The sequence below is a fragment of the Gynuella sunshinyii YC6258 genome (genome assembly GCF_000940805.1).
Lineage (GTDB): Bacteria > Pseudomonadota > Gammaproteobacteria > Pseudomonadales > Natronospirillaceae > Gynuella > Gynuella sunshinyii.
Window position 1 is genome coordinate 1482993 of sequence record NZ_CP007142.1, and the last position, 16847, is coordinate 1499839.

General features: G+C 47.1%; 18 protein-coding genes and 1 pseudogene. 13 read left to right on the forward strand and 6 right to left on the reverse strand.

Features of this window, described 5'->3' with window-relative positions; translation table 11 throughout:
• Positions 1-6 precede the first annotated feature (6 nt).
• The 4 genes from rsmD (at position 7) to YC6258_RS06610 (ending at position 2941) form a co-directional block, all read left to right on the forward strand.
• Positions 7-603 (forward strand): 16S rRNA (guanine(966)-N(2))-methyltransferase RsmD, encoded by a 597-nt coding sequence (rsmD, locus tag YC6258_RS06595; protein WP_052830634.1) that lies wholly within the window; start codon positions 7-9, stop codon positions 601-603.
• Between the two features lie 113 nt (positions 604-716).
• The gene (locus YC6258_RS06600; protein ID WP_144407577.1) at positions 717-2111 is read left to right on the forward strand and encodes a coniferyl aldehyde dehydrogenase; all 1395 of its coding nucleotides are present in this window, start codon (positions 717-719) and stop codon (positions 2109-2111) included.
• 82 nt (positions 2112-2193) lie between these two features.
• Entirely contained in the window at positions 2194-2679 is a 486-nt protein-coding gene (gene coaD, locus YC6258_RS06605) for a pantetheine-phosphate adenylyltransferase (protein ID WP_044616319.1), read from the forward strand.
• Between the two features lie 13 nt (positions 2680-2692).
• Positions 2693-2941 carry a YfhL family 4Fe-4S dicluster ferredoxin gene (locus YC6258_RS06610; RefSeq protein ID WP_044616320.1) on the forward strand — a complete coding sequence of 83 codons (249 nt, stop codon included), beginning with the start codon at positions 2693-2695 and terminating at the stop codon, positions 2939-2941.
• A 6-nt stretch (positions 2942-2947) separates the two neighbouring features.
• On the opposite strand, the gene YC6258_RS06615 is transcribed toward YC6258_RS06610, so the two are convergent.
• Positions 2948-3739, reverse strand: coding sequence for a LytR/AlgR family response regulator transcription factor (locus YC6258_RS06615; protein ID WP_245627016.1), 792 nt, complete (start codon positions 3737-3739; stop codon positions 2948-2950).
• Positions 3685-4737: a sensor histidine kinase gene (locus YC6258_RS06620; RefSeq protein WP_044616321.1), complete on the reverse strand. Its 1053-nt coding sequence runs from the start codon at positions 4735-4737 to the stop codon at positions 3685-3687. Before YC6258_RS06620 ends, YC6258_RS06615 begins: the two co-directional genes overlap by 55 nt.
• A gap of 325 nt (positions 4738-5062) precedes the next feature.
• Between YC6258_RS06620 and YC6258_RS31295 the strand changes: the two are divergent.
• The 3 genes and pseudogenes from YC6258_RS31295 to argH all read left to right on the forward strand — a co-directional run.
• Positions 5063-5515: pseudogene (locus YC6258_RS31295) on the forward strand (methyl-accepting chemotaxis protein); the annotation flags it as partial.
• A 42-nt stretch (positions 5516-5557) separates the two neighbouring features.
• Positions 5558-6004, forward strand: a complete 447-nt coding sequence (locus YC6258_RS31300; RefSeq protein WP_425402637.1) for a CZB domain-containing protein — start codon at positions 5558-5560, stop codon at positions 6002-6004.
• 54 nt (positions 6005-6058) lie between these two features.
• A complete protein-coding gene (gene argH, locus YC6258_RS06630) occupies positions 6059-7444 on the forward strand; it encodes an argininosuccinate lyase (RefSeq protein ID WP_044616322.1) in 1386 nt (461 codons plus the stop codon).
• A gap of 282 nt (positions 7445-7726) precedes the next feature.
• Here argH and YC6258_RS06640 read toward each other — a convergent pair whose 3' ends face one another.
• Both YC6258_RS06640 and YC6258_RS06645 read right to left on the reverse strand, forming a co-directional pair.
• The gene (locus YC6258_RS06640; protein ID WP_044616324.1) at positions 7727-8026 is read right to left on the reverse strand and encodes a hypothetical protein; all 300 of its coding nucleotides are present in this window, start codon (positions 8024-8026) and stop codon (positions 7727-7729) included.
• Positions 8027-8264: 238 nt separating this feature from the next.
• Entirely contained in the window at positions 8265-8504 is a 240-nt protein-coding gene (locus YC6258_RS06645) for a GNAT family N-acetyltransferase (RefSeq protein WP_044616325.1), read from the reverse strand.
• A gap of 300 nt (positions 8505-8804) precedes the next feature.
• Between YC6258_RS06645 and YC6258_RS06650 the strand changes: the two genes are divergently transcribed.
• The gene (locus tag YC6258_RS06650) at positions 8805-10718 is read left to right on the forward strand and encodes a putative bifunctional diguanylate cyclase/phosphodiesterase (RefSeq protein ID WP_044616326.1); all 1914 of its coding nucleotides are present in this window, start codon (positions 8805-8807) and stop codon (positions 10716-10718) included.
• A gap of 155 nt (positions 10719-10873) precedes the next feature.
• Complete coding sequence (locus YC6258_RS06655; protein WP_044616327.1) at positions 10874-11932, forward strand: DUF3810 family protein; 1059 nt, start codon at positions 10874-10876, stop codon at positions 11930-11932.
• Between the two features lie 53 nt (positions 11933-11985).
• On the opposite strand, the gene YC6258_RS06660 is transcribed toward YC6258_RS06655, so the two are convergent.
• Positions 11986-12441, reverse strand: coding sequence for an Hsp20 family protein (locus YC6258_RS06660; protein WP_044616328.1), 456 nt, complete (start codon positions 12439-12441; stop codon positions 11986-11988).
• Between the two features lie 523 nt (positions 12442-12964).
• Here YC6258_RS06660 and nhaD point away from each other — a divergent pair.
• The 3 genes from nhaD to YC6258_RS06675 all read left to right on the forward strand — a co-directional run bounded on the left by nhaD (position 12965) and on the right by YC6258_RS06675 (position 15923).
• Positions 12965-14323: a sodium:proton antiporter NhaD gene (gene nhaD / locus YC6258_RS06665; RefSeq protein WP_044616329.1), complete on the forward strand. Its 1359-nt coding sequence runs from the start codon at positions 12965-12967 to the stop codon at positions 14321-14323.
• A gap of 239 nt (positions 14324-14562) precedes the next feature.
• A complete protein-coding gene (locus YC6258_RS06670; RefSeq protein WP_044616330.1) occupies positions 14563-15546 on the forward strand; it encodes an SLAC1 anion channel family protein in 984 nt (327 codons plus the stop codon).
• Between the two features lie 32 nt (positions 15547-15578).
• Positions 15579-15923, forward strand: a complete 345-nt coding sequence (locus tag YC6258_RS06675; RefSeq protein ID WP_044616331.1) for a carboxymuconolactone decarboxylase family protein — start codon at positions 15579-15581, stop codon at positions 15921-15923.
• Positions 15924-16059: 136 nt separating this feature from the next.
• On the opposite strand, the gene YC6258_RS06680 is transcribed toward YC6258_RS06675, so the two are convergent.
• Positions 16060-16509 carry a CopD family protein gene (locus tag YC6258_RS06680; protein WP_211264637.1) on the reverse strand — a complete coding sequence of 150 codons (450 nt, stop codon included), beginning with the start codon at positions 16507-16509 and terminating at the stop codon, positions 16060-16062.
• A 183-nt stretch (positions 16510-16692) separates the two neighbouring features.
• Here YC6258_RS06680 and napE point away from each other — a divergent pair, with 183 nt between their 5' ends.
• Positions 16693-16845 carry a periplasmic nitrate reductase, NapE protein gene (gene napE, locus YC6258_RS27960; protein ID WP_082070588.1) on the forward strand — a complete coding sequence of 51 codons (153 nt, stop codon included), beginning with the start codon at positions 16693-16695 and terminating at the stop codon, positions 16843-16845.
• Positions 16846-16847 lie beyond the last annotated feature (2 nt).

Below are 16847 nucleotides of genomic sequence, written 5' to 3' on the forward strand. Positions count from 1 at the left end.
AATACGATGAAAAATAGAAAAAAACCGATTGATGGTGGGCGCAACGAGTTCAGAATCATTGCAGGAAGTTGGCGTGGCCGGAAATTTTCATTTCCAACAGTGCAGGGGCTCAGACCGAGTCACGACCGTATCCGGGAAACATTGTTCAACTGGCTGGCCATGGAGGTGATGGGGAGTCGTTGCCTGGACTTGTTTGCCGGTAGTGGTGCTTTGGGGCTGGAAGCTTTGTCCCGAGGAGCGCAGGCGACTGACTTTGTAGAATTGAATGCGGCGGCGAGCCGTAGTTTGCAACAGCATTTGTCCGTATTGAAATGTGAGCATGGTAAGGTCTTCCAGGGAGACGCATTAAGTGTTTTAAATCAGTTGCCAGAGAAAAACTATGATCTGGTGTTTCTGGATCCACCTTTTCACCAGGGGTGGTTGGACAAAGTGTTGAACCACCCGCGTTTCCAGTCTGTGCTGACAGCAGATGCGCAGGTGTATATAGAGCGGGAGATGGATATTCCGTTGCCGGAAGGATGGTTGCCGGTAAAAGAAAAAAGTACTTCAACACTGGTGTACGGTCTTTATCGTAATAGCGGCGATTCCCAGCATTCTTTTTAATAATGAACAGGCATGTGCAGTTGTTTGTGAACACAAGAACGGTTCCATTGTGTTTGCTGCCGCATCGTGATTGATTCTGTTTTTTTTCGATAACCTTGAGAGAGGTCAATGGCGTGCAGCAAGATTTAACAGCTGGTTTAGAGCAATTAACTACCGCATATGCCTGTCATCGTTATCCGACACTGAACGAGCGCAAACAGTGGTTGCTGACATTAAAACGATTGCTTATCGAGAAACAGGATGAGATTGCCACAGCCATCAGTGAGGATTTTGGGCGGCGATCACTGGATGAGACCCGTATTTTGGAAATACTACCGGTGGTCAGTGCGATTCGTTTTAATCTTCGCCACCTGCGCCGTTGGATGAGACCTTCCCGACGATCCAGTGGTCTGTTGTTCTTTCCGGGTAAAAGTCAGGTGCTCTATCAACCTCTTGGAGTGATTGGCGTTGTGGCTCCCTGGAACTATCCGCTGATGTTGTCTGCCGGGCCGATGGTGTCCGCCATGGCGGCCGGCAATCGGATGATGATCAAGATGTCGGAGTTTACCCCTAATTTTGGCCGTCTGTTTGCTGAACTCTGTAAACAGTATTTTGGGGATGATCTGGTCCAGGTGGTCAATGGTGATAGCCAAGTGGCGCAGGCGTTTTCCAGTTTGCCTTTTGATCACCTGTTGTTTACCGGCTCGACCAATATTGGGCGAGCGGTGATGAAAGCGGCGGCAGACAACCTGACGCCGGTGACGCTGGAGCTGGGGGGCAAGTCCCCGGTGATCATTGGGCCGGATTACGATATCCGCGAAACCGCGAGGCGTTTGCTCTGGCCTAAAATTATGAGTTCCGGACAGACCTGTGTTGCGCCAGACTATGTGTTATGTCCTGAGGGAAAAGTCGGTCAGCTCGTTGATGAGCTCAAGGCGCTTTATAATCACCAGCTGCCGGATGCGGCTGCCAATATGGATTGTACCTATGTCATCAGTGAGCGCCAGCGCGCGCGTCTGGACCAGTTATTGACAGAAGCGGTCGACATGGGAGCCCGTGTGGTCAAGGCGCAGGAATATTCGCCGGAAGCCAGGCACCGTCCACTGATATTAGTAACCGAAGTGACATCGAAAATGCGCATCATGCAGGAAGAAATCTTCGGACCGCTGTTGCCGATAGTCGCTTATAAGGATCTGCAGCAGGCCGTGGAGATGGTGAATGCTGCACCCAGACCTCTGGCACTCTATGTTTTCAGTAATGATGCAGCAGTACAGCGTCGGGTGATGGAGCAAACTCATTCCGGCGGCGCGATGGTCAATGATGCCGCCATTCATGTCGGGGTGGACAGTATTCCTTTTGGGGGTGTGGGTCCATCTGGCATGGGCCATTATCATGGCTGGGAAGGTTTTCAGCAGTTTTCCAATGCTAAAGGGATTCATCGCCGAGGCCGAATTCACCTGACCCGACTGTTTAATCCACCTTATAATCGCTGGTTGGTGAGGCTGATGCAGAAATTATTCATTCGTTAGTCAATCGGCAAAATTTGTGAGCAACGGGGTTTTCGGCTACCATTCGCGCCCCGTTTTCTTGAGCTGGCACAGGTGTAAGCTTATGAGTATTGCTGTATATCCTGGAACATTTGATCCGATTACCAATGGCCATACTGATCTGGTTGGCAGGGCTGCTAAACTTTTTGATCATGTGATTGTAGCGGTGGCGGCCAGTCCGAAGAAAAAGCCATTATTTCCTCTGGATATCCGCGTACATTTGGCCAAACAGGTATTGGCTACCTTTCCCAATGTCGAAGTGATCGGTTTTCGTAATTTGTTGACGGATTTTGTCCGTGAAAAGCAAGCTACTGCCATCATCAGAGGATTGCGGGCAGTATCTGACTTTGAGTACGAATTTCAGCTGGCCAATATGTATCGGCAACTGGCTCCTGAGGTAGAAAGTTTGTTTTTAACCCCGACAGAACATTTATCATTTATATCGTCTACCATGATTCGTGAGGTGTCGTCACTCGGTGGTAATGTTACCAAGTTTGTACACCCTGAGGTGGCTGCGGCATTGGCGGAAATTCATGGTTACGGTCAGTAAGAGGTAGGACTCAATGGCATTAATGATTACTGATGAATGCATCAACTGTGATGTGTGTGAACCCGAGTGCCCAAACAGCGCAATATCTGAAGGTGAGGAAATCTATGAGATCGATCCGAACCTGTGTACAGAATGTGTGGGTCATTATGATGAGCCTCAGTGCCAGCAGGTATGCCCGGTTGATTGTATACCCAAAGACCCGAACCGGGTTGAGAATCATGACCAGCTGATGGAAAAATATCGGATTATTACCGCCGCCTGACTCCCTTCATACTATTAATCTACGCAGGTGTTTTTTGACTTCACTCAAATGACGCCTGCTGATTTTCAGCGGTTTTTCCAGTCCCTGCAGATAAATCTGTTGTAGCCCCTCACTGGTACGTTCGACTCGTTCAACATATCGGATGGCAATCAGCGCGTTGCGGTGGATTCTTAAAAACTGGTCTGCAAACTCTTTTTCAAGCTGCTTCAAAGGTTCATCCGCCAGCCATTCTCCCTGATCTGTCACGATTGCCACGTACTTCTGTTCTGCCCGAAAACAACGGATTTCAGAAACCGGAATGAGTTCCAGCCCCCGATGGTTTGTAACGCTAAGATGTGAACGTTGGTTGAGCTCCTGTTGTTGTAGTTGCATGGCATTGAGCTGAGCACGATTCAGGCTGCTGGCTCTCAGAATGGCGTTTTCGAGATCCCCCTGGCGGACAGGTTTGACCAGATAATCCACTGCATTGACTCTGAAGGCTTCAAGGGCGTAATCGTCATAAGCAGTACAGAAGATAACGGCGGGACGATGATCCAGACGGCTCAAATGCTGGGCGACTTCCATGCCTGTCATGCCGGGCATTCTGATATCCAGTAGCAAAATATCCGGAGCGAGTCTGGAAAACAGGTCGATAGCCTGAATACCGTTTTCGGCTTCACCGATGACTTTGCAGTGATGAATGTTACTAATAAACCGTTTCAGACGTTCCCTGGCCAGGTGTTCATCATCGACGATCAGTACTGTTATCGAATTTTCTGTAGAGATCGATTGCTTATTCGCGGCAGGCTCAGAATGCATATGTATTCTTTCTCTGTTTTTGTTGCTGATATTTTAGCCGTATCTCCATATATAGACTGTATTCGGTGTTCAATATTTTGCAGTGCCAGACGATTACCTTGACTGGATTGTGATTGAGTTAAGGTTTTTTCGGGTAGTGGATTCACAATAGTGATTTTCAGTGTTTTATCGGATTCGTAAAGTCGGATGTTTATCGTGCCGCCTTCAATACATTGCTGAATTCCGTGCTGGATGGCATTTTCCAACAGAGGTTGCAGAGTTAGTTGCGGGATCCTCCATTTTTCCGGTCGTGCCTGGATGTCCCATTGGACGTTCAGGCGCGAGCCGAGCCGAAGCTGTTCGATGAATAAAAACTGTTTCGCGAGGCCGACCTCTTGAGCCAGGCTGATCTGCTCATCGGTCTCTTTCAGACTTGCCCGGAATAAATCTGACAGATTTTCCACAGCGGTTTCTGCGGTGGCCGGGTCTGTTGGTATGAGGCTGGCAATGCTGTTCATGCTGTTGAACAGAAAATGAGGTCTTATTCTCGAGTGCAGAGCCTGAATACGGGCACGTAATTCTGCTTGAGAGCGATTGATCACCAGTTGTTGCAGATAAAAATATCGCAGTATCAAGGCGGCGATAAGCCCGGTCATCATGGTGTGCAGCCCAACCGTACCGGTTTTAAAGCTTGAATAAACAAGCACTTGTCCGGCACAACTGACGATAAACCCAACGCTGACAAAAGTGCACCAGATCACCAGGATGCTTATCCTCGTGGACAACTTCATCAATCGTTGACGTAGCCCGCAGATAATGGCAGCGCTGGCGATACAGACCCATTGAACATGCAGCGTCATCAGAGACAGACGCTGCCAGTCAAACGGACGAACTCCGGCATCCACCAGTGCAAGCAGAATAACCGCAGTCTGTGCTGCGGCAATCAGAAAAAAAATCGATCTGTCCCGGCAAAAGTTAGGTAGCAAAAAAGCAGTGGTCTGCGGGTTGGGGTTTTGCATTTTTTGTCTATGCTTAGGTTGAGGAGAGTATCAATTTAGCAGACTCCGTCAGCGTCGAAAAATAATCCTGCTGACAAAGTAAGAGGAACGGTTTCTTATGGCCTGGTTTGGTCTGGCAAGACATCAGGAAGCTGCTCGCCTGCGACAGGAGCAAGAAGTATTGCAGCAGCAGATCCGGCAGTTACAAAGTGAAAACGAATTGCTCAAGTCCATCCGCAAAGTGGCGGATATGCGCGGTGACTACATCGTGTCGCAGTCACAGCAGAACCGGACGTTATTGGAGTTGATTTTTCGGGCGATTAACCGATCCACAACGTTTCGGGAAATGGTGGCGGGTAAATCAGATGCGCTGGAGCAGGACCGAGTTCGTTTGAGTGAAAGTGAAGCAACCTCCAATCAGATTGGAGCGATCCTGCGGCAGATTTCAGCCGATCTTAAAGATATCGATCAGTTAGCGAGTTCCAACTCCGATACCATGAAACAACTTAAATCGGCCTCCCATGATATCGATAAGTTTGTCGACATGATTCAGTCCATTTCCGACCAGACCAATCTGTTGGCACTGAATGCTGCAATTGAAGCAGCACGTGCGGGGGAACAGGGGAGAGGGTTTGCCGTAGTGGCAGATGAAGTTCGTAATCTGGCGCGCAAAACCAGCGAAGCGACGCATCAGATTGCCACTCTGATCAGCCAGATCATTGATCTGACGGACCAGGCTGATGATGGTGTGGACGGGATCAAGCTGGAGAGCAACAAACTGTCAGAAACCACCGAAAGCGTATTCCAGACTGTTGGTGAAATTACTGATATCTCCCGGGATATGCTTGAATTGATCAATCGCACCAATCATGAGAGTTTTATTCAGTCAGTGATCCTGGATCATTTTGTCTGGAAAAATAAGGTCTATACGTCATTCATGGAAGCCAGCAATCTGGTCACAGAAGAGCAATTACATGCCCACAATCATCAGGAGTGCCGGTTGGGAAAATGGTACTACGACCCGGAGAAGTCTCGAAAGTATTCGCACTTGGAGGCCTATCGGGAGCTGGAGACCCCACACATTCGGTTTCATGAAGTTGCATCTGACACAATAAGGCTCTGTCAGAAGGGAGACATCCATCAGGCGCTGAAAAAGCTTGCGGACATGGAAGAAACGAGTGAACAGGTATTCCACTTACTCATTGAACTGCTTCATCAGATGGAGCAGGCTCTGAGCCAGAATGCATCTTCGTCAGCGGATCAGAGTATAGACGACATCTTGTTTTGATCTCTCTATAATTGCGCACTTTGTTGTGAATGTACCTGCAATCGAGAGTGAAATATGTCAGATCAGACCAATTCCGCATGGGGCGGACGTTTTGCCGAAGCAACTCATCAATTTGTCGCAGAGTTCACTGCCTCTGTCGGGTTTGATCGTCGGATGTATCGACAGGATATCCAGGGCTCCATTGCTCACGCCACCATGCTGGCAGCCGTCGGAGTGTTGAGTGAGACAGAGAAGCAGCAGATAGTCAGCGGGCTTCAGGAAATTCTTGTCGAGATAGAAGAGGGACGTTTTAACTGGCGGGTTGAGCTGGAAGATGTCCATATGAATATTGAGTCGGCTCTGACCGAGAAAATCGGGCTGGTGGGTAAAAAACTGCATACCGGACGTTCCCGTAATGATCAGGTTGCCACGGATATCCGGTTGTACTTGCGAGACCAGACTGATGTCATTGCGGCTGAACTTAAGCGTCTACAAAGTGGCTTGATTGAGTTGGCGGCGTCCAATACTGACACCATAATGCCTGGGTTCACGCATCTGCAGACGGCACAGCCTGTCACCTTTGGGCATCATCTACTGGCCTGGAACGAAATGCTGCAACGGGACTCCGAGCGTCTGCAGGATTGCCGGAAGCGGGTCAATATTATGCCGCTGGGGGCAGCTGCTCTGGCGGGGACCACCTATCCCATAGACCGGGCCATAACAGCAGAGTTGCTTGGTTTTGATGGGCCATCGGAAAATTCTCTCGATTCTGTATCAGATCGCGATTTCGCAATTGAATTTGCCAGTGTGGCCTCACTGATCATGATGCATTTGAGTCGTATGAGTGAGGAGTTGGTGTTGTGGACATCGGCACAGTTTGATTTTGTTTCGTTGCCGGATCGTTTTTGCACTGGTTCTTCAATTATGCCGCAAAAGAAAAATCCCGATGTGCCCGAGCTGGTGCGCGGCAAGAGTGGACGAATATTCGGTCATTTAGTGGGCTTGCTTACGTTAATGAAATCCCAGCCGCTGGCTTACAACAAAGATAACCAGGAAGATAAAGAACCTCTGTTTGATACCATAGATCACCTGTGGGGAAGTCTTCATGCGTTTGCAGAAATGGTTCCCCATATCAGTCCTAAAAAGGAAAAAATGCGTGAGGCGGCTTTGCGTGGTTTTTCGACGGCTACAGATCTGGCTGACTATCTGGTGAAAAAAGGCATGCCTTTCCGGGATGCTCACGAAGTCGTTGGTAAATCCGTTGCATATGGTATTGAAACCGGGAAAGACCTGGGACAAATGTCACTGACTGAGCTGCAACGTTTTTCCGATTTGATTATAGAGGATGTCTTCGATGTCCTGACATTGGAAGGTTCTGTTGGTGCCCGGGATCATTTGGGGGGTACGGCTCCGACTCAGGTTGCAGCGGCGGCAGAGCGGGCCAGAAAACGGCTCGAATAACGGTACATCATAAAAAAGGGTCAATGGCCCTTTTTTATGGGACCACCTAAAAACAGTAATAATCCTTATTCTCACTGGAAAGTGCTGCTTGAGCAAAAGCAATTGGAGTAAATGAAGGCTTTGGTTGGGCACCGTTTTTTGGAGCAGGCTGACAAAATCCAGCGCGGGAACACACTTTTTCAGATGGCCCTGATTGAGGGCCATCAAAACAGATGTGTCAGAAGGGATCCATGCATGGTTGGTAAAATTAAAACCATGGCGTGGTTGTACTATCTGGAGCTGTTAATTCTTATTGCGTTTTCTCTCTCTGGCCACTAACACAACGCCACCCAGCAGTGCCAGCGCCAGTCCGGCTCCATTGGCGTTTATTTCCGGGACAGATGTTGCTGGAGGTGGTTGGTCAGAGTCATCGTCGCAGCTGTCGTGCCCCCATTGACCCCATCCATTATCACATTCCCAGTTCCAGTCACCCCAGTCCCAGCCGCCGGGGCCCCAGCCTCCTCCCCACCAGCCAGTACTAAAGGCAGATGGTGCAACTGTCAGCAGAACCAGTGAAAACAAAGGTGCAATGATTTTTTTCATAGCTGATATTCCTTAGCTTGTTTTTATGGTAACGGTTTCTTTGACCATCCTTAAAATCTGATCAAGACTGCTGATATTTATGTGTATTAAAATATCGAATATACATAGGCAAAATTGATACCAAAACAGAAAAATGCTTATAAAATAAGGGGGTATATGTGTTTTGGGTGAATATATAATTTTATTTTTGTAAATTAATTCGACACCAAATGGTTGTCTTGGTTAATAAAATTTGGAGCTAAATAAATCTTTGTACATAGCTGCAAGACGCAGAGATGACGAAATCTTCGTGTTTGGCCCATGACAAGCCTTCCCGTACCAGTTTTTCAGCAATCCCCTGACCTCGAAGGGATTCCGGCACAAACGTATGAATAAAGTTAATGTGATTGTCACTCAGTGTGTAGCTGAGAAAGGCATGTTGGTCAGTGTCTGGTTGGTAGGTAAAGCGTTTTTTTTCCGTGTCGTGTTTTATTGGCATGATGATCTATCGTGTCATTGACCTATATAATTTAAAGTTACTGTGCAACCATTTTGTCAGGTTCAGACTAAACTTTATTAATTGCCCTGATGATTGGTTGTACCGTCAGTTGTCCATTCAAGCTCGGCCTTAATATTTGAATTTATCATCATAACTGAGTTGGTGAGCTTTTAATATTTTCGAAGATAACATATTGTTACATTTACGGTTGATTACAAGCACTGTGAGTAATATTGTGAACTGCAGGGTGACAAAGAGCACCTTTTAAAAAAAATATTTTCGGGAGATAAGTATTCAACGATGTATCGACTTCCGTCTTCTGTTTTTATGGTACTGGTCACCGTATTGTTGATGATATGCCTGGCATTTGGTGTATTTTGGTTGAATGCCCGTGCAGTCGAAAAGGCTATTGCGCAAGATGCCATTCTTCGGGTAACGAGCTGGGTTGAATATGTTTCCTCTACGTTTCCGGAGATTGAATCGATATTGGTGGATAAAGAGCTGAGTGACGAAAAAATGGACTTTATTCGTCAGCTGCAAGGAAGGGGAAAGATTATCGGTTTTCGGATTTTTGATGAGGCTGGCAACCAGGTCCTGTCTGATATCGAAAATAAAGGGGCTCTCCAGCAACACAGTCCGGAAGCGTACCAGGCGATCAGATCTAAAAACGCTTATTCTCGATTGAATCATGGGCGACCCGATGATGGCTACCCAAAGTTATATGTAGAGGTTTTTTTTCCACTGACATCAGAAAGTGGCGAAGTCCTGGGAGGAGTTGAAGTTTATCTCGATCAATCCGGGACCGGTTCAATTTATCGTCAGGCCATCACCAGTGTCTCCACCTATATTTCTCTGATATTAACATTTGCGTTTCTGGTACCTGTGCTGGCGTTTTATTGGCGAAGTGAACAGGCCCGGGATTCTCATAAGAAATTATCTTATCTCAGTCACCATGATCCACTGACCGGAGCCTATAATCGTGAAGGTTTTTTCGGTGAATATGCCGGGCGGGAAAGCAGTCTTCTGTCTGAAGGCCGTTTCTACAGTGTGGTTCTGATGGATATTCGGAACTTTAAATATGTGAACAAAGAGTATGGACAGCAGACCGGTGACATACTTCTGACCCGGATTATCAACCGTCTGACAGAGTATCTTGACTCTGAGTCTATTGTTGCCCGTTTCAGTGCTGATAAGTTTCACGTCGCTATTCCTTTAGATGATCATCGTATACTCGAAGAGGTGATTGTCGATTTAATTCACCGGATTCAGATGCCATACCATGTCAATGGTCGGTCGATTTCCATATATATCAATGTCGGTGCCTGCAGTTGTCATGAAGAGCCACTGGGAGTGGATATCAAGATCCAGCGTGCAGAGCTGGCGTTGTTTAATGCCCGAATGTCTGTGGGTGAAAGCTATTGTATTTATCATCGTGATATCGAAGATCAGGTACTCCGTCGTAGAATGATCGAAAAGTTGTTGCGAACCGGGCAGGAGCAAGAGCGGTTCGAAATCCATTATCAACCGGTTCTGGATGCCCGGCAGCGTTCGTTAAAAGGGTTTGAGGCACTGCTACGATTAAAAGATGATCAGGGAAACCTGATTTCCCCCTCTGAATTTATCCCGATGGCGGAGTCCATTGGTCTGATTGATGGTATCGGTCAGTGGGTTATCAAAGAGGTATTGCACAAGGCGGTATCCTGGCCGGAACATATATTTGTGGCAATCAACCTTTCCGTCGTTCAGTTTCAAACCGGTCATCTGGTGGGATATGTGCGCGACGCGCTGGCCACTTCGTCGATTTCCCCTGAGCGTATTGAGTTTGAAGTGACAGAGTCGGTTATGATTGATAACAGTGATGATGTCAGACAGCAGATTCTGGCGTTGCAATCATTGGGAATTCGTTTTTCTGTCGACGATTTTGGTACAGGTTTCAGTAGTCTGAATTATCTCTGGATGTTCCAGTTCAATAAATTGAAGATTGATCGTTCTTTTGTCAGTGCTTTGTCTTCCAATGAGGAAAAAGCTATCCAGATCCTGAGTACCATTATCCTGCTGGCGCACAGACTTAAGTTACAGGTAACGGCTGAGGGTATTGAATCCGAACATCATGTCGAAATACTTGAAGATCTGGGGTGTGATCAGTTTCAGGGATATTGGTTTTATCACCCGTTACCAGAATCTAAAGTGGATCAATTAATCAATGATCTCTGAGTCATTATTGACTCCTGATTATCAATTGCCAAGCTAATCACCAATCGTTATTTTTAAACCTGATAACATTCTGAGTATTCAGTGCTGGACATTTTAATCGCTCAGTGATTAATGCGAAGGCATGGTCCTTAGTGGAAGATCAGGAAAGATGATTTATGATCCAGAACCCATTTAGAGCATCCCTGGGTGTATTGTTAACGGTTGTATGCCTGGGCGTATGTCTTATATGTCTTCTGTACTTACCGGCGCTTTTGCCAGTATGGTTTATGGATACCTACAGCAGCAGCGTCTATCCGTTCTGGCAGTATGTGTGGGGTGAACTTCATCCAGGCAGTCGCTGGTTGCTTGCTGATTTTCTCTGGCCGACTACTGCATTGTTGTTATTGATCCGCCTGATCTGGCTGGGCTTCAGATATGTATGGTGGTTCTGGCCGTTTCGGGCAGTACTGGAGGTGCTGCTGTGGGCGGGTTTACTGACTTTATTGTTTATGGTTAGTTGGGGGCTGAACTATCATAAGGCCTCCTTATATCGTCAATATGTATCGGAACTGGACTCAGCGGAACTTTCTCCTGTTGACTGGATATTTGCCATTCAACAAAGCCGTGCTGCACGGCCAAAAGAAATAAGTGAGGTCTGTGAAGACAAATTTTCCTTCAGCCTGATAACGTTTCAGCCAAAGACCGTTGTTAATCGGTGGTTTGAGTCTGAAGGTATGCCAGAGGCTCCGGATATTGAGGTAAAAACCACACTGTGGAGTCCGGTGTATACACGTTTGTCCATTGCCGGCATGTTCACTCCCATTACTGGAGAGGCGACTATCAGCAACAGTATTTTTGTCATGGTACAGCCATTTACGAAAGCTCATGAATTTGCCCATTGGGCGGGTTATGCTTTTGAACAGGATGCTGATCTGATCGCATACCTGGCTTTATGGCAAGCACAGGATCCCTGGATCGTTTATGCCGGATGGCTGCAATGGTGGCATAGTATTGGTGCTCCCGCTGAATATCGGACATTATTGGGTAAAGAGGTCAATCAGGATCTTGATTGCTATAGTCGCTGGCAGGCAAATAAACCGCGCTGGCGCTTTCAACATTTATTCTGGCAGGCGTATGACCAGCAGTTAAAGGCACAGGGAGTTGTTGAAGGTATTGCCAGCTACAGACTTGGCGAAGCAGTGGCATTAAAAGCCCTGAGGGCAGATAGCAGATAAGCAGATGAAATCAGCAAGCCATGGAGCAATGCTCCATGGCTTTTGGGGGTTGATCAGGCTTCCTTCCGGAACTCCAGAGTTTGCCCCTTATTACCATTGATTGCGATGGTTCGGGGCTTCATTGCTTCAGGGATTTCGCGAACCAGATCGATTTTCAAAAGCCCGTTGGTCAGTTTCGCATCGACCACTTCTACATAATCGGCCAGATTGAACTTTCTTTCGAAAGAACGATTGGCGATTCCGCGATACAGGTACTTTTTCTGTTCTTTATCCGCTTTTCTGGCACTGACAGTCAGCAGATTTTTCTCAACCTGAATATTCAGTTCGTCTTCCTCGAAACCAGCAACCGCGATGGTAATTGCGTAGCGGTTATCATCGACCACTTCGATGTCATAAGGAGGGTATCCTGGAGAAGACTGCTCACCTCTCATGGCGCTATCGAGTAAGTTGGCCAGACGGTCAAAACCAATACTGCTGCGATATAGTGGAGATAGATCAATAGTTGTCATGTTTGTATCCTCTTCAATTAAGCAAGATCAATTTGCCAGCGACGCTCTTTTCAAGACCCATCGCTGGTATACCCTTATTTATGATCTCCGGTTTTTTTTTCAAGCCTGGGGCGTGAAACTTTTTTGGCCGGGTACGATGGTTAACGGTTGATCCGTATCAAGTTGTTGTTAATTTCTTTTGAACCCACCGTCCATCATTCTCTACTATTGTGGCCAAGGCACTGGCATCGGGCGCTGTTGACAGGTACCACGATTTAGCAGTCAGCCGTTTCAGATTGTGTTCCCTACGAAAGTCGTATATGCATCGTACCTGGAGATGTTTCAGGATGGCGGACCCAAAATCACCATAAATCCGGCCCAACGACGCAGTTTGACTTTCATTGATTGAGCTCACAGTTGGAAAGTGTGTTAATGGCCGGGTCTGTTTAGCGTGAAACGAGCAAAGTTGTTGCCTCTCATGAATGCCATTCGGTGACTCAATACTTCGCTAAAGAATTCGAACAAAAACTTAAATGAGGTACCTATGTCATTCTCACTGATACTGATTAGTGTTGTTTTTACGCTGGGGTATACCGCCATCGTATTGGAACATAATATCAAAATAGACAAGACCGCCTCGGCGATCCTGACGGCCATCATCTGCTGGACGTTATACATTATGTTTTCCCATTCTCTGGTGTCGGTTGCAGATCTGCCACACTGGTTTCTGGAAGAGCAGTACGTTGAGAAAACTGATGCTCAACTGATTAGCAGCTGGGTGGGTGAACATGAGCTGCTAAGTTCTTTGGGGGACATTGCCAGTATTCTGTTTTTCCTGCTGGGAGCCATGACAATTGTGGAATTTGTGGATGCTCATGGCGGATTTGCGATTATCACAGATCGCATCCAGGCATCAAACATGGTTACATTGCTGTGGATTATTGGCCTGATTGCATTTTTCCTGTCTGCTGCGCTCGATAATCTGACCACTACGATTGTAATGATTTCCCTGATTCGCAAACTGATAAAGGATCACGAGGAGCGACTGTTTTTTGCTGGCATCATCGTGGTAGCGGCCAATGCCGGTGGAGCCTGGTCCCCTATCGGTGACGTCACTACAACCATGCTTTGGATTGGTGGTCAGATAACAACCGGTGCGATTATAAAAGGGCTGTTGGTTCCGTCACTGATTTGTCTGGTTATTCCGCTATTGTATTTGAGCTGGCGTCTGAAGGGACGGGTAATTCATGCGCCGGATAAAGTTGTCGGTTCCGATCATACCAATATCACCAGTGGTCATCGTAACGTCTTTTTCTTTGTCGGTATTGGCGGGTTGCTGTTTGTACCGGTTTTCAAGTCTGTGACTCATCTGCCACCTTTTATGGGGATGTTGCTAAGCATGTCGGTGTTGTGGATTATCAGTGAAATTCTGGCTCAGACCAGCCCCACCAAACCTGATCCGGCTCTGCGTATTACCAGAATCCTGCGGCAGATCGATACTCCCAGTGTGCTTTTCTTCCTGGGTATTCTATTGGCCGTCGGAGCTTTGGAAGCAGTAGGGTTGCTGGATATGCTGGCTCATGGGCTGGATCAGTCGGTTGGTAATATCGACGCCATTGTGTTTCTGATCGGACTATTGTCATCAGTGATCGATAACGTGCCTCTGGTTGCGGCCTCTATGGGCATGTATGACATGGCTACTTATCCAACCAATGCCCATATCTGGGAGTTCCTGGCATTTGCTGCCGGCACAGGTGGTAGTTGCCTGATTATTGGCTCTGCTGCCGGTGTTGCTGCTATGGGAATGGAAAAAATCAACTTCTTCTGGTACTTGAAAAATATCAGCCCGCTGGCGCTGCTGGGCTATGTATCGGGTGCGATCACCTATCTCTTTCTGTTCTAAAGCGTTTTCAAGCCCTGAAGCCGTTTGGTTATCAGGGCTTTTTTTGCTTCCCCTAATACCCCTTCCGCATTGATTAGCAAGTTTTCCGCCCAAATCCGGGAAAGCGGCCTATTCTGGTGATGGCTGGCAGGTTAGCTATCTCCTCACCACAAAATCTACGCTGATATTCAATAGCAGATGTTCTTTTTCAAACATTAGTATATTCTAATTTAAAAGATCCATGTACAGAGGCGTCTAACATGAGTACTCATATGGCTTCAACGGCTGTCACCAGCGCGCAGTCACGATTGTTGCACTTTCCTGTCTCCATGTTTGCGATAGCTATGGGGTTGGCGGGTTTTGCGGTTGCCTGGAAAGCTGTGGCTGCGATGTGGTTACCAGAACTGGACATCTGGCGATATATTTCCTGGCTGGCGGCGGCAGTGTTTGTCGTTGTTCTGTGCCTCTATCTGTTGAAGTGGCTGCGATATCCAGCGGCGGTCCGGGAAGAAATTAATCACCCGGTCAAACTGAATTTCTTTCCGACCATGTCCATTGCAATGTTGCTGTTTGCCACTGTCTGGATGGAATATACCCTTATTGCCAGAGTGCTGTGGATCGCAGCGTTGGTCATTCAGCTACCATTGACGTTGTTTGTGCTGAGTCACTGGATTTATCAGCCTCACTATACTCATGGTCATGTGAATCCAAGTTGGTTTATACCAGTGGTGGGCAACATGGTTGTGCCGATCACGGGAGTCTCACTCGGCTATCATGAAATCAGTTGGTTTTTCTTCAGTGTCGGTCTGCTTTTCTGGCTGGTATTGCTGACGATCGTGATGCAGCGGTTGTTTTTTCTGGAAGCATTGCCTGCCCGGCTGACTCCAACCTTGTTCATACTGATGGCACCGCCTGCCGTGGGAGTGGTTGCATATCTGGCGCTGAATCACGAATTGGACAACTTTGTCAGGATACTGTTCTACGTCACGATATTTTTTGCCTTATTGTTGTTTATTAATGCCTGGCGGTTTTTTCAGTTGCCGTTTTTTATTTCGTCCTGGGCCTATAGTTTCCCGTTGGCAGCGGCAACCGTTGCCTGCGTGAAAATGGCGCACATCATGCCGGGTATTTTTATACATTCGCTTGTCGTGCTTCTGTTTGGCGCTCTGAATATCATCATTACATGGTTGTTGTATAAAACATTGTTGGCGATTCGAAACAGAGCAATCTGTCAACCGGAATAGCAATTCTCCATTCACTCTGAAGTGAGACCAATATGACCAAAAACTACACAGAAATTACTCAGGATCAACACCAGCTGGGATCCGCCTATCGAAAAGCCAGTCCTGACACTATGAATGCTTTTTTGGGGTTGCATAAAGCAGCTATGGCGGAAGGAGTGGTACCCAAAAAATACAAAGAGATGATGGCTTCTGCGATTGCTATTGCCATACGCTGTGATGGGTGTATCGCTTCCCATATCAAAGCTGCAGTGGTCGCCGGTGCCAGTCGTGAAGAGTTGGTAGAGATGATCAATGTTGCCGTGTTAATGGGGGGCGGGCCGGCAATTATCTATGGAACGCAGGCGCTGGCCGCAGTGGATGAATTTCTCGGGAAATAATTTTTCTAAGCGGCTAATAGCCAGGAAGCACCCTCAGGAAATCTCAGTATACTTGTGTAAATGAGGGTTTGAGAGGGTGCAGCTCCTGACAAAGCTGGAAACGCCCAGCATAAAATATTCTTTTCTCTGAGGTTCCCTAAAACAACCAACCGGTTCGAAACGATACCCCTGTGGCTACAAATAAAATTGCCAATAGAGTAACGGCGATAATATGCCAGGCCATATCTCCCAGATTATCTTCCGACAACTTGGGCATCACCCGAAACCTGGCGTCCAGGGCCAGTAAGACAGTTATAAGTAGCAGTGTCAGTTTGGCGATAATGCCATGACTGACAGGATTGTTGAGTTGATGCCATTGGCTGTAGTCTGGCAATAAATGGTAAGCCAGATAAATACCCGTCACGACCTGGATTAATAATGCTGGCATGGCGATGCGTTCAAACAATGCTTCAAAACTCAACAACTTCTGTGGTGTTTTCCGGCGAAGAACGTCGGGTAAAATAATGGTTGCCAGAACAATATGGCCTCCTGTCCATATGGTGGCTGCCAAGATATGCAGTAACAAAGCTATCCCGTATGTCATCATTCTTATCTCCCCCGCAATGTTTCTTTCATCTGAATTCTGACACTGATCAGCCATCACTCCCTGCTAAATTCCTTCCTGCATTGACCTGTGACAACTCCCGTACCTCACCAGGGGTACGTCGAATCCCCACTGGGCTGACTAGAATGAATTCATAACAACAAAGCGAAAAATGGAGCAATAGATATGTCAGAGGAGCAGCCAAGTAAAGGAGATGAACTTAAATTATTTATCTTTTTGACCGTATTCCTGGCTCCCATACTGAGCATTGCCATTATTGGTGGATATGGATTTGCAGTGTGGATGCTGCAATTGCTCATGGGTCCTCCGGGAGTATAGGA

Excerpts from the sequence above, each read along its gene's own strand:
- rsmD (WP_052830634.1), top strand. The coding sequence starts at position 7 with ATGAAAAATAGAAAAAAACCGATTGATGGTGGGCGCAACGAGTTCAGA.
- coaD (WP_044616319.1), top strand. The coding sequence starts at position 2,194 with ATGAGTATTGCTGTATATCCTGGAACATTTGATCCGATTACCAATGGC.
- YC6258_RS06610 (WP_044616320.1), top strand. The coding sequence starts at position 2,693 with ATGGCATTAATGATTACTGATGAATGCATCAACTGTGATGTGTGTGAA.
- YC6258_RS06615 (WP_245627016.1), bottom strand. The coding sequence starts at position 3,739 with ATGCATTCTGAGCCTGCCGCGAATAAGCAATCGATCTCTACAGAAAAT.
- YC6258_RS06620 (WP_044616321.1), bottom strand. The coding sequence starts at position 4,737 with ATGCAAAACCCCAACCCGCAGACCACTGCTTTTTTGCTACCTAACTTT.
- YC6258_RS31300 (WP_425402637.1), top strand. The coding sequence starts at position 5,558 with ATGCTTGAATTGATCAATCGCACCAATCATGAGAGTTTTATTCAGTCA.
- argH (WP_044616322.1), top strand. The coding sequence starts at position 6,059 with ATGTCAGATCAGACCAATTCCGCATGGGGCGGACGTTTTGCCGAAGCA.
- YC6258_RS06640 (WP_044616324.1), bottom strand. The coding sequence starts at position 8,026 with ATGAAAAAAATCATTGCACCTTTGTTTTCACTGGTTCTGCTGACAGTT.
- YC6258_RS06645 (WP_044616325.1), bottom strand. The coding sequence starts at position 8,504 with ATGCCAATAAAACACGACACGGAAAAAAAACGCTTTACCTACCAACCA.
- YC6258_RS06650 (WP_044616326.1), top strand. The coding sequence starts at position 8,805 with ATGTATCGACTTCCGTCTTCTGTTTTTATGGTACTGGTCACCGTATTG.
- YC6258_RS06655 (WP_044616327.1), top strand. The coding sequence starts at position 10,874 with ATGATCCAGAACCCATTTAGAGCATCCCTGGGTGTATTGTTAACGGTT.
- YC6258_RS06660 (WP_044616328.1), bottom strand. The coding sequence starts at position 12,441 with ATGACAACTATTGATCTATCTCCACTATATCGCAGCAGTATTGGTTTT.
- nhaD (WP_044616329.1), top strand. The coding sequence starts at position 12,965 with ATGTCATTCTCACTGATACTGATTAGTGTTGTTTTTACGCTGGGGTAT.
- YC6258_RS06670 (WP_044616330.1), top strand. The coding sequence starts at position 14,563 with ATGAGTACTCATATGGCTTCAACGGCTGTCACCAGCGCGCAGTCACGA.
- YC6258_RS06675 (WP_044616331.1), top strand. The coding sequence starts at position 15,579 with ATGACCAAAAACTACACAGAAATTACTCAGGATCAACACCAGCTGGGA.
- YC6258_RS06680 (WP_211264637.1), bottom strand. The coding sequence starts at position 16,509 with ATGATGACATACGGGATAGCTTTGTTACTGCATATCTTGGCAGCCACC.
- napE (WP_082070588.1), top strand. The coding sequence starts at position 16,693 with ATGTCAGAGGAGCAGCCAAGTAAAGGAGATGAACTTAAATTATTTATC.